15 protein-coding genes and 1 pseudogene are annotated in these 16,939 nt (G+C 41.5%); 4 read left to right on the top strand and 12 right to left on the bottom strand.

Annotated elements, in window-relative coordinates; all coding sequences use genetic code 11:
• Positions 1–435: pseudogene (locus JWG39_RS11750) on the top strand (hypothetical protein); the annotation flags it as partial.
• Positions 402–920: an IS1634 family transposase gene (locus JWG39_RS11745; protein WP_439099715.1), complete on the top strand. Its 519-nt coding sequence runs from the start codon at positions 402–404 to the stop codon at positions 918–920. The pseudogene JWG39_RS11750 and the gene JWG39_RS11745, both read left to right, overlap by 34 nt.
• Positions 921–1,003: 83 nt before the next feature.
• Here the strand turns inward: JWG39_RS11745 and JWG39_RS11740 are convergent, their stop codons facing one another.
• The 3 genes from JWG39_RS11740 to JWG39_RS11730 form a co-directional block, all read right to left on the bottom strand.
• Positions 1,004–2,254 carry a polysaccharide biosynthesis C-terminal domain-containing protein gene (locus tag JWG39_RS11740; protein WP_205219599.1) on the bottom strand — a complete coding sequence of 417 codons (1,251 nt, stop codon included), beginning with the start codon at positions 2,252–2,254 and terminating at the stop codon, positions 1,004–1,006.
• A 236-nt stretch (positions 2,255–2,490) separates the two neighbouring features.
• Complete coding sequence (locus JWG39_RS11735) at positions 2,491–3,510, bottom strand: polysaccharide biosynthesis protein (RefSeq protein WP_205219598.1); 1,020 nt, start codon at positions 3,508–3,510, stop codon at positions 2,491–2,493.
• Positions 3,511–3,516: 6 nt separating this feature from the next.
• Positions 3,517–4,677, bottom strand: coding sequence for a glycosyltransferase (locus JWG39_RS11730; RefSeq protein ID WP_205219597.1), 1,161 nt, complete (start codon positions 4,675–4,677; stop codon positions 3,517–3,519).
• A gap of 206 nt (positions 4,678–4,883) precedes the next feature.
• Here JWG39_RS11730 and JWG39_RS11725 point away from each other — a divergent pair, with 206 nt between their 5' ends.
• Entirely contained in the window at positions 4,884–5,915 is a 1,032-nt protein-coding gene (locus JWG39_RS11725; RefSeq protein WP_205219596.1) for an IS30 family transposase, read from the top strand.
• On the opposite strand, the gene JWG39_RS11720 is transcribed toward JWG39_RS11725, so the two are convergent.
• Entirely contained in the window at positions 5,908–6,636 is a 729-nt protein-coding gene (locus JWG39_RS11720) for a class I SAM-dependent methyltransferase (RefSeq protein WP_205219595.1), read from the bottom strand. The genes JWG39_RS11725 and JWG39_RS11720 overlap by 8 nt on opposite strands.
• Before the next feature lie 284 nt (positions 6,637–6,920).
• Positions 6,921–8,129, bottom strand: coding sequence for an O-antigen ligase family protein (locus JWG39_RS11715; RefSeq protein WP_205219594.1), 1,209 nt, complete (start codon positions 8,127–8,129; stop codon positions 6,921–6,923).
• Between the two features lie 61 nt (positions 8,130–8,190).
• Here JWG39_RS11715 and JWG39_RS17105 point away from each other — a divergent pair, with 61 nt between their 5' ends.
• The gene (locus JWG39_RS17105; RefSeq protein ID WP_205219593.1) at positions 8,191–8,457 is read left to right on the top strand and encodes a transposase; all 267 of its coding nucleotides are present in this window, start codon (positions 8,191–8,193) and stop codon (positions 8,455–8,457) included.
• A gap of 47 nt (positions 8,458–8,504) precedes the next feature.
• Here JWG39_RS17105 and JWG39_RS11705 read toward each other — a convergent pair whose 3' ends face one another.
• The 7 genes from JWG39_RS11705 to JWG39_RS11675 all read right to left on the bottom strand — a co-directional run bounded on the left by JWG39_RS11705 (position 8,505) and on the right by JWG39_RS11675 (position 16,889).
• Entirely contained in the window at positions 8,505–9,569 is a 1,065-nt protein-coding gene (locus tag JWG39_RS11705; RefSeq protein ID WP_205219592.1) for a CgeB family protein, read from the bottom strand.
• A gap of 13 nt (positions 9,570–9,582) precedes the next feature.
• Entirely contained in the window at positions 9,583–10,704 is a 1,122-nt protein-coding gene (locus tag JWG39_RS11700) for a glycosyltransferase family 4 protein (RefSeq protein WP_205219591.1), read from the bottom strand.
• On the bottom strand, positions 10,685–11,851 hold the full coding sequence (locus JWG39_RS11695) for a polysaccharide pyruvyl transferase family protein (protein ID WP_205219590.1): 1,167 nt from the start codon (positions 11,849–11,851) through the stop codon (positions 10,685–10,687). Before JWG39_RS11695 ends, JWG39_RS11700 begins: the two co-directional genes overlap by 20 nt.
• Positions 11,851–13,185, bottom strand: coding sequence for a coenzyme F420 hydrogenase/dehydrogenase beta subunit N-terminal domain-containing protein (locus JWG39_RS11690; protein ID WP_205219589.1), 1,335 nt, complete (start codon positions 13,183–13,185; stop codon positions 11,851–11,853). The genes JWG39_RS11695 and JWG39_RS11690 overlap by 1 nt, the downstream gene beginning before the upstream one ends.
• Positions 13,182–13,811 (bottom strand): acyltransferase, encoded by a 630-nt coding sequence (locus JWG39_RS11685; RefSeq protein WP_205219588.1) that lies wholly within the window; start codon positions 13,809–13,811, stop codon positions 13,182–13,184. The genes JWG39_RS11690 and JWG39_RS11685 overlap by 4 nt, the downstream gene beginning before the upstream one ends.
• Before the next feature lie 13 nt (positions 13,812–13,824).
• Positions 13,825–15,339 (bottom strand): lipopolysaccharide biosynthesis protein, encoded by a 1,515-nt coding sequence (locus tag JWG39_RS11680; RefSeq protein WP_205219587.1) that lies wholly within the window; start codon positions 15,337–15,339, stop codon positions 13,825–13,827.
• 347 nt (positions 15,340–15,686) lie between these two features.
• Complete coding sequence (locus JWG39_RS11675; RefSeq protein ID WP_205219586.1) at positions 15,687–16,889, bottom strand: glycosyltransferase family 4 protein; 1,203 nt, start codon at positions 16,887–16,889, stop codon at positions 15,687–15,689.
• Positions 16,890–16,939: the final 50 nt, after the last annotated feature.

Genomic DNA, 16,939 nt, shown 5'->3' with positions numbered 1-16,939 from the left:
AACGGAGAGCAAATATCTCTTGGCCAAGGCTATGAATTCACTCGAACCTGTTCAATAGACCAAGATGAAAAGAGAGTCGAATGGGAAGAGCGCGTTCTTCTTATTTGCTCCTCCAAATACCGGGAAACACTGTCGAAAAATCTAAAAAAACGACTCGCCACGGCCACCGAAAAGTTGGAGGCATTGACTCCCGCTCCTGCTCGCGGAAAACGTCAGATTCGGGATGCAAAAACGCTTGAAGAAAAAGCTGAAACCATATTGACACAATATAAAGTCCAAGGATTGCTTCGCTATCATTTTGAGCGTGAAGAAAAAGTACTCGTTCAATATATAGGACAGGTCGCGGCAGTGAGAACCGCAAAAAGAAACAAGTCACACAGGTCCGATACCAGATTACATCCGTGGAAAGACGGGAGGATGCAATCACTGAATTAGAGAAAACATTGGGTTGGAAAGCGTACGTCACAAACGAATCTCCTGACCAGTTGAGCTTTGAAAACGCAGTGCTCACATACCGCGACGAGTGGACAATCGAAAGAGGATTTCATCGTCTCAAGGGAGCTCCGCTCTCCTTAGATCCTGTCTTTGTCAAAAGAAATGACCAGGTTGAAGGTCTGACAAATCTTCTGAGTATAGCCTTGCGAGCCTTAACGCTGATTGAGTTTGTCGTTCGTCGAGGTTTACAGCAAAATAGCGAAAAACTCACAGGCCTCCACGCAGAAAATCCCAAGAAGGAAACGGATTCTCCAACAGCGGAAAGAATCCTGAAGGCCTATTCCCAAATCACTCTGACGATCATCGAGTTAGCCGGGCAAATCTTTCACCATGTCACACCACTTTCACCGTTACAAGTAAGGATGTTGGAACTCCTTGGTCTGGGACCAGAAATCTATTCCGGCCTGGAGAGTAATTCCGGATAGTTTTTCAGTTTACGCGAATGGTGAGTAGTGACTTGTAGTTACCAATTACTAATCACCAATCACCAGTCACTGTTTCTCACCAATCACTGCCTCTCCTCCACTTTCTCAAAAAACGTATCCCCATCCTCCGGATCATAAAATTCATTAATCCAAAAAATCGTATACGCATCTTCATCACCGATATTAGTAATATTATGCGTATACCAGACAGGCATATCAACAAATCCGGGACACTCCCCCGCATCGATGACAAAATCAAGAACATCATCAGTTCCGATTCTTCGCAGCTGAATCCTGGCCTTGCCTTTGATAACGGCAAACCGCTCAAATTTTCTGGTGTGGTAATGATCCCCACGCGTGATCCCGGGGGCGGTGGTGGAAAAGGAGACTTGACCGCCGGTGTTGTCCAGCTTGAGGACTTCTACGAAATGGCCGCGGTTGTCGGCGTGGGGAGTGAGCTTGCCGGGGAAAAAAGTAGCGTGGTCGATGGAGCAGAAGAAGGTGTTGAACAGGGATTGCTCAAAATGGTCCTGGATTTCCGGGACGATCTGTTTGTCGAAATAGGTTTGCTTGTAGGAGTTCAGAAGAGCCAGGATTTCGGAGACTTTTTTCTCGGCGCAGTGGGGAGCATAATACGGGCTTTCTTTGATCTCACCCCGGAGAATACGAATAATATCCTTACACAGGTCGGTGACATAGATCAGTTTCAGACTGCCATCCACATGAATCTCGGGCATCTCACCATGGGTCAGCTTGTGGCAGAAGGTGGCAATCACAGAATTATAGTTAGAACGGCCAAAGGGACCAAATACATTGGGGATAATGATCCCGGTACACTTCCCGCCGGACCTGACCGCCCACGCTTCAAAAATCCTTCTTCCTTCCCGCTTGGACGCTCCGTAGAGATTATCCCGTTCTTCCTGAGAAGAAGAAGCAAAAATCACATGTGGTTTAACCCCTTCAGCCTCCATGGCCTCAACAACCTTCTGCACCAATCCCACATTCACGTCATAGAGAACCTGCATATCCTCATGCCGATTCAGGGCGGCAAAATGCACGATCACGTCGCAGGAGCGGACGAATTCCCGCAGTTTGTCCGAATTATCAAAATACGCCCGCTTGAAAGGAATACGTTCAATATCTTTTTCCACGCCTAAACAGTTAAACAGATGCAGGCCTATAAATCCGTTTTGTCCGGTAATGCCGATTTTGGTGACTGGTGACTGGTGACTACTAGTTACTGGTGATTGGTGACTGGTGACTGGTGACTGGTGACTACTAGTTACTGGTGACTGGTGACTGGTGATTGGTAACAACTGGTTGTTTGAGCACATATATGCTATCTACCCTCGAGGAAAATTTGTGTTCCTGCTATAAACTTGAGATTTTGGAGTTAAGCAACAGTTCAAAGGCATTAAACGCCCGTTCGCAGACAGAAAAATTCTTCCCGGCAGACAAGATAACCACCCACAATAAAACTTAAAATCGTCTCTAACGTGCGAGAAGCACACCAGCCACCAGTCACAAATCACCAGTCACCAGTAACCAGTTACCAATCACAAATTACAAGTCACCGTTCTTCCATCCCAAGATCGTCCCGAATAAAATCCAACTTCAACAACAATTCCTTCGTCCCTTCAACATTCAGTCGTTCTGTATTATGGGAAGTGTATTCCTCGGCTTCATGGATGGTTTCATTCCCGTTGGTAAAATACAGATCATAGTTGAGATCCCTGGTATCTGCGGGAATCCGGTAGTACTCACCCATATCTTCAGCCTTGACCATGTCTTCCCTGGCTACCAGAGATTCATATACTTTTTCCCCGTGCCGGGTGCCAATGATTTTGATTTCATTGTTTGCATGATACAGTTCAAGCAGTGCTTTCGCCAGGGTTTCAATGGTACAGGCAGGGGCTTTCTGAATGAAAATATCTCCCTGATTGGCGTGTTCAAAGGCAAATACGACCAGTTCAACGGCATTTTCAAGCGTCATCATGAAGCGGGTCATGTTTGGATCGGTAATTGTAAGCGGCTTACCATCGTGGATCTGCTGTACAAACAAAGGGATTACGGAACCGCGTGAAGCCATGACATTCCCGTACCGGGTACCGCACATGACAGTACCTCCCTCAGAGATATTCCGGGACCGGGCTACCATAACCTTTTCCATCATAGCCTTACTCATACCCATGGCGTTTAAGGGATAAACAGCCTTGTCCGTACTTAAGATAACCGCCTTTTTAACGCCATGCTGGACAGCGGAAGCAAGGACATTTTCAGCACCCAGAACATTAGTCTTCACCGCTTCCACAGGGAAAAATTCACAGCTGGGCACCTGCTTCAAGGCCGCAGCATGAAAGATATAATCAACTCCGGTCATGACATTGTCGAGGCTCTGGCGGTCACGGACATCACCAATATAAAATTTGAGTTTGGGGTTGTTGTAGATCTTCCGCATGTCGTCTTGTTTCTTTTCATCCCGGCTGAAAATGCGGATTTCGGCGATTTCGGTATCAATAAATCTTTCCAAAGCGGCGTTGCCGAAGGAGCCGGTACCGCCGGTGATGAGAAGTGTTTTATTTGTAAACATTATTTTCTACCCTTTTTTTATTGCATTCAAAAATAGCTGACGATTGCTCTCAACCGTCTTCTCATCGCGGGATACCTGAAGACCGTATTCCCGTGCTCTTTCAGACCATTGCAAATATTCGGCATGATCCATATCTATACATTGTTGTAATATATCCCGGAACGTGTCGGGTTCATCCAAAGGTACGTCCCAACCCACACCTTTTTCCTCCAATCTACGCCAGGGAGTCTGATCGCTCAGGAGGACAGGAGATCCAGCACAAAGTGCTTCCAATATTACATGACCAAAGTTTTCTCCCAAGGTAGGAAAGAAAAAAAGATCATGCGACCGCATAACGCCAGAAACTTCCTGGTGCACTACTTGATCGCAAAAACGGACTTTTATATTTGTTGATAACCTGCTGATACTTTTTTGGCACTCTACCCAATAATCTTTATCTTCCAGAGGACCATATATATCGAATTGAACGTCTCCTTTGACGCCTTTAAGCATCTTAAATGCACCGTCTAAATTCTTTTTGGGACAAATCCGAGATAAGAATACAAGCCTTAAGCACCCACTCTCTTTTTTATCTTTTGCTGGCAATTCATCTGTAGCAGAAATCAGCGGAGCTAAATTGGGAGCGATAACAACCTCTGCGCCTTCACCCGCCAAGCGACGAATATCCGCATCCTCATGCTCGCTTGACGCTTGCCAGACAACGTCACGATAAAGGCTGAGCACCTTTGCAACCTGAAAATAGATTTGTTTCTTTACTTTTTTAAGTCCAAGAGCACCCACTGAAAATTCCCCACGGGGAGCGAGGACCAATGGCTTGTCAGGAATCAAACAAAATCGCCGTAACAATAGTGGCTTGATAGCAAAATATGGTGCAAAAAAGCTATTAAGATACATAACATCGTATTCAGTAGAATTTAAAATCTTCTTAATCCCACTGAAAGATATCATTGCAGGTGACATATAAAAAACGTCGGCTTTGCCGACTTTATTCCAGCTATCAACCTTGAACCCAGAATAAGGCTTTGTATCACCTAAATCACGATCCAAGGTGACAAGCTTAAATTCCAATTCGTCACCAAGCTTTTCCACCATATTAACAATAGTACGGAGGGGTCCTCCTGCCTTGTAGCCGGGGAGATAGCTGCCAATAAAACATAATATTTTCATATTGTTATTTTTCTCGGGAAAAATTAAAATAAGCGTTCACAGCGATGCAATAGCATAGGATTTCATCGAAATATTCCTTTTTCCCAACTATTTTACCACTAATTCTCTGTAGATATTCGTATATCTTTGAACAATTTTTTTAGGATGGAAGCTTGATTAGTACAATAAGTGCAACAGCGTTCTATAAAAAAGAGTGAGCTGCCGGTATGGTTACGTCACGACAACTTAACCGGAGGTTACCATGCACAGGTACAAGTCCTTACTACCAACAGATCACTCTTTTAGAAAGATACCAGATTAGTGCATTTCTTCAAATAGGAAGATCTCATACTGATATTACTGATACATTGAATCGTTCTAAGAGTACGATTTCACGTGAAATTAATCGCAATTCCTTTGAAGGGAGCTATGATCCCTGTGTTGCTCATGTCATCGCGATGACCAGACGAAAATCTGCTGAGAAGGCCACAAAACAAAACCCTGAAGTATTGCAGATTGTACGAAAGTGGCTCCGACTTAGGTGGTCCCCAGAGTCTATAAGCTCTCGATTTTCTGTTGAATTACCTCTGGAAGAACATGTTTGCCATACAACGATTTATGACTGGATTTATAAAGATCGGCAAAAGGGGGGAAAACTCCACACGTATCTCCCACGATATGGCAAACGTCGGTGGAAAGGTCGGTGGAAAGGGGGGAAACGTAAACGAGCCGGGGTTTCTCTTATCCCTGACCGCGTAGACATCGCAGAACGTCCTCAGATCGTGAATGAGAGGAAGCGGATTGGAGACTGGAAAGGAGATACTGTTTATGGGCAGAATACGTCCCTTGTTATCCTTATGGAGCGTACCAGTCGTTTCACGCTTTGTGGCCGAACACAGACGAAGTACAAGGATGAGGTTGCCTCAGTTATAAATGGCCTTTTCGACACAATTATGGGTCGTAAGGAAACATTTACTCTGGACAATGGCAGCGAATTTACGGCTCACGCCAAAATCAATAAACGCCATTCCATCGATGTCTTTTTTGCAAAACCATACGCAAGCTGGCAGAGAGGAACAAATGAAAATACCAATGGCAGACTCAGAAGACTCTGGCCAAAAAAATTTGATATAGCAACACTTTCTCAAGAAGAAATAGACAACGGAGTCCTGTTGTTGAATTTGACACCGAGAAAGGTCTTAAAAGGGCTAACCCCGCTGGAAGTCATCACTGGCAAACGTGTTGCACTTATTACTTGAATCCAGCTGCTTTCTTCGCAGTTACCAAAATATTCTGAGAAAGGATGTGTGTAGTAGTACCACTCTCAGCGGTCAGCAATAGCCGCAGGGGGAATGTAAGAACCGGCCAAAGTATACGTCTCCCGAAACTCTTCAGGCCGTGTATGGGTGGCTTGTCTTCGAATGAAGTTACGTTAACAAAGTGACACGCATGTAGAATCTGTTGCATTGACTTTGATGTGAAAGCATTTTGATGTGTGAAATCCCCATAACGAACTCTCATTCCAAAAATTCCAGCTCCGTTTGGCACATGTATTACTATAGTCCCCTTGTCAGTTAGGATTTGGTTTACTTTGTCAAACAAATCTAAAATTTCTTGTTTTTCAAAATGCTCGATAATATCCATTAGAAACACAACGTCATACGTTTTTTCTTTCGATCTTTCCAAAAATACATTTAAGTCTTCGTGTACAACTTCACAGATATCCAGCTTATGCGCAGCAGCAACTTGCTCAGCTGATATATCAACACCTAAAACGTTTTTGTATCCGTTTTTCTTGAGAGAATTTATTAAATCCCCATGTCCACACGCCAAATCCAAGATCGATACATTAGTATCTTTTGGAAGATGAGCTGCTATAAGCCGTTCATAATAGGGGTTGCCGTCATTGTTTTGTTTCGGGTTACTAGCCTGACCTGTCGAGATATAGCCATCGTATAAACGCTTTTTCCAATCTGTCATGATCATGCTCCATTTTTTATGGTCTAACAGGGAGTTTATTTGAAAAAGTCCATAATATCAACCTATATATGGACTTTTTTTCAGTAGTGTCCGGTTAAGATTTTACATGTAGAAAAAATAAATTTGAAATATGTTTTGGCTCATGTTGCGTTTTAGGTCTTATTTGACCATCAGCAGGACAAAATCATCAATTCTTTCGGTTAAAACTTTTGGTATAGTAGTCATCTCGGCAGTTAACCAGAAAAAGGAATTAATTGAAATAATTTTACGCGAATGATGAGTATTTAGTAATGATTTGAGCATATTAGGTCATTTCGCTCCGGGAACTGCTGAGGATTGAATAGCACTGAAAAATATGCCCAATATATCAAAAAACCAAAAATATCATAAGTACAACCTAGAGTTGAAAGACCTGAAGTCAAAATCAATCCCATTAATATTATTACGAATGCAATAATATTATTTTCTCTAATTGGTAACCATACTAACCAAATTAAAAAAAATAAGGTTACAAAACTAAAAATTCCATCCCTCGCCAATACATAGGTAAAAAAAGATTCACTCCCTGCCTTTGCCTTTTCTCCGTCTATGTAATCTCCGACTAGAAATGATAGCTCGGCTTCTGATGATCCGCTCCAAAAATTTTTTTTGAAAAGGTACAGGTGATAGTTCCATAGCCATGAACGACCTGAGGTCACATCATGATCTTCGAGTGATATTTTTAATCTGTTTCCCAAAAAACCATCAACTTTATAATTAGATAAAATATGAGGGATAAAAAAAATCGAAATTATAGAGAACAAAGTAATACTCAAAACAATACATTTCATATTTAGGAAAATTTTTTGATACCTGAATAGGAAAAAATATGCAGCGCATGAGATAAACAATGCGAACAATTCAGTTCTTCCTAATGAAAAAACGACAACAACACTGCCAAAAATTAAAGCCAACACATATTTTTTCTTTTTTGAAGCAAGATATAAAATAAATGAAACAAGAGAAAATATTGAAAATAACAATCCTGTATAGTGAGCTGATCCGATTAAAAAATATGAATATTCAGTCAAATAAGGAATCCGCAAACCATATCTTGGAATTAAAATACTGCCAATTAGAGAGATCGGTAACCCAAAGAAAAAAATTCCATTAAAAATATCACGAACAGATATCGGCGCTTTTTTTGCTAGAAATAAAAAGCCAAGCATTCCTCCATAAAAACTTAAGTAATCCAAAATTCGATACATATCTGACCGATAAAAACATGTAAAAAACTCCAAAATCATAAGGATAAAAATAATTTTCTTAGAGACCTCATCTATGAAACGGGTTTTCAAAAATTTTAAGATTGATAAAGAGAAAATTACACCAACAGGAGCATGGACACACATCCTGCGCAATCCAGAACCTTCCGGCAAAAGTCCGAGTACAATGCTATGCCACAGGAAACAGAAACATATCAAAATTAATCCACGCGATATTGTTTTTTTCATGATATAAAATTATGGCTCTTGTTGTGTTTCAAGAACTTGATCGGTAAGAAAAAATTTCCAGATGCAAACAAATATAAAAGATTTGATCGATGATTCACTTTACGATACTGTACGTGAATTGCGCTGGCCCGAAGGTCGATTCTGTCCATTTTGTGCCTCGAAACGAGTAATATCGATACGCACAGGTTTTGATAAAAACGAGAACTCTAGACAACGCTATCAGAGTGAAGAATGTAGCAAACGATTCGATGACCTTACCGGGACAATCTTTTCTGGATATCATCAATCTCTGAAAGTTTGGATATTGTGTTTGCTTTTTTTATTGTAATATAGCAGACTTCGCTGAAAATACGAAGGATTAAGTTCTACAGTGTACTAGCCACTAAAAGATTGGTTTGAAATTTCTGAAATAGTTAAAAGACAACGTCGCATTCTAATACATAACTCATGATACTTCAAAACTTTGTAATATGCATTTCTAGAAAGCTTTATACGTTTTGTTTCATCTATCAAGTAAGCTTGCACTTTATTAAGCAATTCATCATTATCTTCAAAAAAATCACAGTCTTCACCTTCGACAAATAAAGCTAAATGCGCATCTGTTCTTTCTGTCAACATAAAGCCTTTACAAGCCGGGATTTCTATACTGCGTGTAGTAACCTGATCTCCATTCCAATGCTTCAAGAAACAGAGATTTATTGCAAAATTAGATAATGCTTCGGCATATTCATCCCCATATAGGCCATAGTCATAAAACCTAACATTAGGGTGACTTCTAAACGCAACTGACCATCCCTTAGTGCTCCCACCAAATACGGTGAGAGGAACTCCATTTTCAGCCAAATACAACATACTCTTTTCTCTGAAATCTTCGTAACTACCTATAAAGCCGACCTTATTCTTAAATGCAGGATTATCACTTGAGATTGGCCGGTGAACCGACACATCAAAACTATTTTCCACAAAGGAAACAGACTTCATCCCCAAAGTCTTGAGATTTTCAACATCAAAGCTTTTCGTCGTGAAAAAATGATCATATAAGTCAAGATGTTCTAAAAAACGTTTCGACTGATTATCTCGCTCTGACATTACATCAGGAGAATAACCACAAATTTTAATTTTTGGGGCAGAGGCTTTTATTGAAATCAATGTAAATCTATCAACCGACAACCCTTTATCAATCCATAAAATATCAAAAGTTTTCTCTTTTGCTACAGAAATGATCTTCCTGTTTAACTGTCCTAAATTGATGCGCTTAACAGCTAATCCCAGACGAAAAATTCGATGCAATATGCAATTAATAAAAAATGGTCTTGGAATAAACGGATCACAACTGACACCTATAACGTCATGTCCCAAACGCTTAAAGGCATTCATTCGCTGGAGACTGGTAGAACCGGCAGAAAGCCAACCAATATATAATATGTTCAGTTTTTTCAAAGCGCACTTAACCTTATTGCATAATGCTACGAAGGAAATCGCTATAGCGTTTTCCATAAGCTGCCCAGCTCAACACATCCCGTTTTCCCCCGAGCAGATCTATCCCCTGATGTGCTTCTGCATAGGCCAGCGCTTTTTGTATGGCACCTCCCAGGGCGTCAACATCGCCATGAGGAACCACATAAATATATTCCGCATTACCCAGGAGACGCTTTAAATCCGCTCCTCCAGTGCGATCAGAACAGACAAGCGGCAACCCACATGAAAGAGCCTGTGATTGAACCAAAGATAACCCCTCCTGGATTGATGCCAAGACAAATACTTTAGCCTGAGCATAATAATTTTTAAGCATGGTCTGATCTATAAACCCAAAATCTTTGGCCCAATTTTCATCTGGAAAGTCCAAGTCATCAATTCCACCAACATGAGCTAAGCTAAACCCATATTTGCGACAGGTTGCCGAGAGGGTGTCACATCCCTTCTGTAAGCCCCATGCACATGCAGTGATTACGTCATATTCCTTTTCGGAATGAACCGGAGTAAACATGTCCAGACTTGTTCCATAGGGATTACGAAATAGTTTGTGTTTCAATTCCGGTGCAAACTCATCAAAACTCCCTTCTACATGGACGGAGGGAATTGCAATATAATCTGCTAATTCATAGGTTTGTAGCTCCCTATATACATTAAACTGCGGCACTTTTGTGTTGGAGTGTGAGGTCAACGCATCTAGAATCCGCTTCTGAGATAAAATATGACGACTGCCCCGTTCATATATTATTTTTGCTCCATACCTCTTCCGCGCAAACAAAGCTGATCGGATACAAATGCCTGACATACTGATAAAAACATCACAATTCTTTAACAAAAATCGCATCCAGAAATCGATTGCTTTTGTTAGCTGCCGATTACCCCAATCTCTCAGTGGTTTGTTCCACCCCTTTCTTGCTATAAAAAGCAACGGAGCCAATAAATACAGGAGAGTCGAATTGCAACATCTTCTCGGCAGTCCAAATTTTTCAGCACGATCTTTGGGAACATACGAATAAAATGTTACATCATGGCCCAGCGCATCCAACTCCCGAGCCAAATCCAAAACGTGGAATCGACCAGGGCTAACAATTGCTATCTTCATTAATTGTCTCCGCTTTTACGCGTTCGATTGCTGCACTGACAGTAGCTCTATATTGTGTCCCCATCTTTTCAAACCTGGAACCAAGTTCAGACCAATCAAACTGATCACGAACCTGTATAATTTGATCATATACTTGTTGTGCAGTCATTTTCTGAATGTCAGGGTTTATATGACACCTCTCCAACCCTAAAGAATGCATAAGATATTTTGTTTTAGAATTACCACTAACAGATACGAAACGACTAGAGTTACAATCAATTGCCACAACTGGGGTTTGGTGTTTCAATGAAAAAATGCTTTCATGAAAGCTTGTCGTAACCACAAGATCGAAGTGGTTAAACATATCATTCCATTCATCTGGCCCAGGAACAAAACAAGTAGAACTCCCCTGTACTCGAGGGCCAACCTCTACCACATAGCAGTCTTTAGACAATAAATGGACTAGTTCTCGACAAAGTGGCGTATCAACCAAATTAACCATGCAAAATTCCTTGCCGACCTTTTTTTTCAGGTTTTTCAACTTGGCTACTTCAGCGTCCCGATCAACAGAAAGAGACATCGTAGGATCAGGCATTAAACATATCTTTTGTACACAGTCCGGAGCCAATTCACTCAGGAAGTTAACAGTCATTGTGTCCCGAACACCGGCAAATGAGTATTGCTGAAAAGATTTTTTTGCTGCAATCCTTTGAGCCTCAGATATGCTTTTACAGGTAGTGAACTCACTGGATGAAGACAACATAAGATGAGGGATTCCAATATCTGAAGAAAGCCAGTAATTCGGCAAACGTCCCTCCTTATCCTTCTGGATCTTGAGACAAACGTCACTTCCGACTACTAATAAATCATATCCGTGAGCGGCTAGATAGTGATTAACCACTCCCTCCGTCTCCGGAATTAATTCAGGAGACGAAATCACGAAATTCTTAGCTCTGGCCTGGTGATACTTAAAATGCTTAACGATGCTCAATGCAAATCGTCTCAAACCACCACCGACCCATGGACGCCAACGGCGACTGTGATGGAGGTTCACAATTTCGACGTGTCCTTCAGGGAAGGCCTCTCGTAGCGTATTGAATGTGGCAAGAGCCTGGTAATATTGTCCCGCACAATCATCTTGAAAAAAAGTTAACAACCCGACCTTCATTATTTTCTCCTTGTTCCTACGACCTTTCTTATCACCTTCAGCACAAAATACGGCAAATTTTCCAAATACATACGCAAAGCAAATAGATGCAAATGATTACTCACCCGCCAAATTCTGTTTCCAGAAGCAATGAACTTGTCTGCAGCTCTGGCAAGGTATCTGTCAAGACAGCTGGACTCTTCTTCTGCCAAATATAGCATTTTTGCATTTCGGCCATACAGCTTCATACGCCGAGGCACATTCAACAATCGCTCTTTTAAATGTCCCGAGTGAGCTTGCAAAATATCATTTGAGGTTGCCGGAAGAAGATTAATAGTTCCTTCTGATTGCCCCTTCGTGAGCAGGCTTTTTATCTCATCGGATTCGGTGTAACCCAAAACCATATTGGTACCATAGCAATCTGTTTTGTAAGGTTCCAGCCATGCATCCATAAAAGCAGCATCTGCCTGCACCGGAAAGCTTCTCATGCAAGCAGAAAAACAGGGAGCAAGGCGAAAAGTACTCCCGAACCGAGTAGCGATTTTACTTTTTCCCGTTAAATGACGATGTTTATACTCATTCCCTTGGACATCAATCAGTTGTTCTTGATACACATATGCTGGTTTATTGGAATCAGAAGACCGATAAACAACACTATGAACCTCTGAGGCAGACAAGCCACATTCTGCAGCTATAAAATCGGTATAATAACGACTTCTCATCCCGCCACAGGTCAGTCCTAAAATAAGGTGTCTGTTTTTGCGCAAAGCAGGAACATGCTCTAAGGCACGCCGCAATGCGGTACAGACGCAAGGAACCCCGACAAACGCAAAGCGCTCATTACTTCCAATTACTTCACGAAGGACATCGCTGTAATGAGTTGGGTAATATACAGAACCAGAAGATTGATCAATTTCCTCTAGAGTACGACAAATCTGAATCTCAAAGAAGGGGTGGCCTGAACCCGCGGTTTGGACAGCACAGACAACACCTTGAATTGTTCCCTCTGAGAGTAACCGTTTCAAAACCCATGTCAAAAGGCCCCCTGAAGCAGATTTCATGCGGTCATTAGTATCAGCTACCCATCCAATAAGCGATTCTGTATAATTCCCCGCCAACTGAACAATCGGTTTTTTATCAGCAGAAGGCGGGCATGAATGCGTTCCATCAACATCAAATGGGCAAACCTTGACACAGAGACCACAGTTGATACAGCCCTCACCTTCCTCAACCACATAGCCCCCCTCAATAGAGGGAACCATTTTCAAACAACCTTTAGGGCAAACACCCGCACATACACCGCAACCAATACAGGGTCTGTTACCCCAACGGCCTCGTAAGCTTTTTTCTTTCATAATTTTTGCCTGCTCTTTCGCCAACATTTAACATAGACGACAAGATCTCCGCCTAGTAATGCTTCTGGAAAATAAGAACTGTGAACCATTTTTCGTTGCCCGATCTGCGATGCAGGATTCCCGCCCATAATTGCCAATTGGGAAACATTTCTGACAATGACCGCCCCCATTCCACAAACAGCGCCTCGCTTGATGACAGATACTCCAGGGATAACTTTACAGCCTGCCAACCAGCAGTAGTCTTGTATCTCCAATGAGTTTAATATCGTCTCAAAATGTGGGCTATGCACATTATGCGATGCATTAATAATTTGTACATTTTTGCTGATAGCTACATAGTTTCCGATAACCAGCGGGGCTCTAAGATCCAAATTCGATGAAGATATACAACAATGTTCTCCAACGATTAAGTTCGCATTGGCTTTTTTCGCCAAGGCATAAGGCAGCACTGTACATTTTCCGATAGTCGCGCCTCGAAGTCTTGCTATAGCCCTGATGATCATATATTTAATATGATTCTTTATTCTGGGGTACAGCCCAATAAAAAAATGTACATTGCTTCTTGATGCAATTCGAGCTTCATAGCTCGTAATTATATTAGCTTCGTTCTCAATGGATAAAGACATAACTATCACTCATTCATATTTTATTACATACCGAAGTTGGTTTGCGCCATAATTGGATTAATATACACCGCAAATTCCTTGATAGAACAAGTCCCAATAATAAAAATACGCTAATATAGGTCATTCCTGATAACAAAAATTCCCCCCAGGAGTCCGTTTGCATATTAAATATAGATACACCTGCGAGTAGTGCTAAAAAAGAACCAAGAATCATATCTGCCGCAACTTTTTTAAAATCAAACCATTCCAACTGCAGTTCTCTTTTAAATCGGAGGATGAAGAGAGCAAGAGTGATTGTATAAACACATAAAGGAACAGTTGCGATCCCAATGAGCCCATATTGTTTGGTCATAAAAAACAAGCACAACGCCTGCAGAAATGAAGATACCCCAATAATAAGAGTAACATCTTTAATGCAGCCGATAGCCATCACGTATTTTCGAAAAACATCAGAAATAGCGGCCAGAACAAGTCCCGCTATAATAAATAAAGGGATATAACCAGACAAGTACGTAGAACCAGGAATCCATAGCCCTACAAATGCTTCATTCAAAGCCGTAATTCCACCTAGAACAAAAACGCAAAACATGATCAACTTTCCAGTGAAATTCATTAGAAGAGATTTGTTTTCCTTGATTCTGCCGTTTGCTATTTGTTGAATCAAAGACGGTATAATTGAGTAAGTTGTTGTGCGGATAAATGGTAAAATCGCTTCTGGTACAGCTTTAATGAGTTTAAGCGAAGTCGTAAACTCTGGGCCTAAAAATCGTGCAACTAAAAAGTAATCAATATTGCGAGCAAACGTTTCACCTATACGGGCAAATGCAGAAAATGAAAAAAGAGTAGATATTTCCTGCAGCGCTGAAGGCTTTGAAAGAACTGGAATTTTTTCATAAAAACAAACTTTGAAATATATTCCCGAGTGTCCCAATAATAAACATATCCCGTAGATAAAATTTCCCATTCCCAGGGCAACCACCCCCTGTTTTGCAACAAAAATGCCATATAATACGACGATAATCCGAACAAGAGATGCTGCAAGGTTAATCATCCCATAATATCCTGTCGCCTGCAAAGCCAGATTGGCAGAGCTATAGGCCTGCGTATAAATCACCAACCCCGTCCCTGCGGCTGTCATGACAAAAGCCGTCCCAAGCGCTTGAACATCAACTGAATCGGACAGGTTTAATAAAACATCCAAGTGCATAGACACACCCAGGCCCAGCAGGATGACAACCAGTCCGAGAGTCAATGTTACTAGATTTCCTGTTACCGCTATCCCAGAGAAACGAGAAATATCCTTGCGTGCATACGCATCCCCCAGGCGTTGCATAAGCACTTGCCCACAATCTGGAACAATAACTTGTAACCAGCTCACAATATTGCCGGATGCCAACCATGCGCCATACATATCAACATTTAGATACTTAATATATACGGGTAAAAGGAAAACACCGTAAATCATTGTCAGTGCGAGCTGGGCATACTGAAGGAATGCAAAAATAATGATTTTTCGTTTAGTCGACATGTAATTTATTTGTACCTGTAACGGCTGCGGGGTCTAACCCGAATGGTGCTTAATTAAGCCGAATCGATGAAAAATCAACAGGTTAGAATCATCCCTAGATGCATTCGCCTGAAGGCCTCTGATTTTAATACGCGTTTCCCGGCGCCGGGCTACTCCCCGAACATTTTCCGTCGAATTGGGGATATCGTAATCAACTATTATCTCAAAACTAATTCTTTAAGTAAGTGCCATTCGGGTCTAACCCTGCTAAGGACAGGGATTTACAGTTGCGGGGTCTGATCCAGATAAAATCCCATATCACCATTCCCTGCATTTACTTTGTTCAGCGATAACTCATAAAAAAACACCTAAAAAACCAGACGATCCCACATTTCTACAAACACATCACCAGCAATTCGCTTATCGTATCGTTTTTCGATTGATTTGCGTGCCTTCCAGCCCATCTCAATATTCAAGGAATAATTTTCAAGCAAAAAGCTGATCCGGTCCGCCATCTTTTCAGGGGTATTCAGTGGAACAAGATATCCATTCTCACCATCAAGAATAATTCCATCCGGTCCGCCACTTTTTGTTGAGACTACAGGAACAGCACAAGCCATGGCCTCAAGAATCACGACCCCAAGGCCTTCTTCATCTGAAGGCAAAACAAACACACTCGCATTCTGATACAGGCTTACCAATTCATCAAGAGAAGGTTTTTCAACAAACTTAATATGATCACGAAACCCCATAGTTTCAACTTTTTTCCAAAAGGAAACATCCGGAGCCGAAGAACCAGCAAGTACAAGATGAACATGATCGCGAAGTTTGTGAGAAAGTCGTGCGTATGCATGCAACAACAACGTGACATTCTTTCTTGGATCGCTAAGTCTTCCTACGCATAAGATATAAGAACATTTAGCAAGGTCACGCGTTTTCAAGGGATGAAATATATCTCCATCCACGCCTGGAGGTGCATAACGTAAATCGATTTGTCGATATTCATTCAACTTCTTTGCATATTCAAACATCCATTGATTTTCTACTTGGATTGCATCCACGGAACAAAGTGCCTGAGCATCTAATCTATCAGTAATTTCAGTCATTAATTTTCTGAACCAATGAATGACACTTTTTGGATTGGCATCCCGCATTCGACGCTCTACTTTTGCGCGGGTCGCAACTTGCAATGCAACTGGTATATCCAATCCGACTACAGCATTAGCCCATGCGGGTGAACCACAAACAACTTGAATAATATCACTTCCTCGAAGAGCATCCGTTAGCACATTACGCTTCCTATAGCGCTGAAATTCTAACTCACCCAAATTTGCACCAACATGAGTATAGGGTAATCCTTCCCATTCACCAGTTTTCTTGGCAGCCCCTCGTATCCACGTTCGCGGATTAGTTATTTGAAGACTAGTATCTTCCCTGCTGGACATGCAAAGAGAAATTATATTGAGATCATATTTCCCTGAGTTAAGAGCAGTGTCTCTTACAAAACGAGCAACAGATGGTACACCGCCACCTTTCATCAAAGAAGGAACTACTAAAGAAAGTTTCTTCATCAAAATTTCCTATAAAATATCATTCGGCAAAAGTCATCCTTTCACAATCA

Source organism: Desulforhopalus vacuolatus, from assembly GCF_016918505.1.
GTDB lineage: Bacteria > Desulfobacterota > Desulfobulbia > Desulfobulbales > Desulfocapsaceae > Desulforhopalus > Desulforhopalus vacuolatus.
The sequence above is the reverse complement of the archived record's forward strand: the minus strand, read 5'-3'. Positions and strand labels throughout refer to the sequence as shown.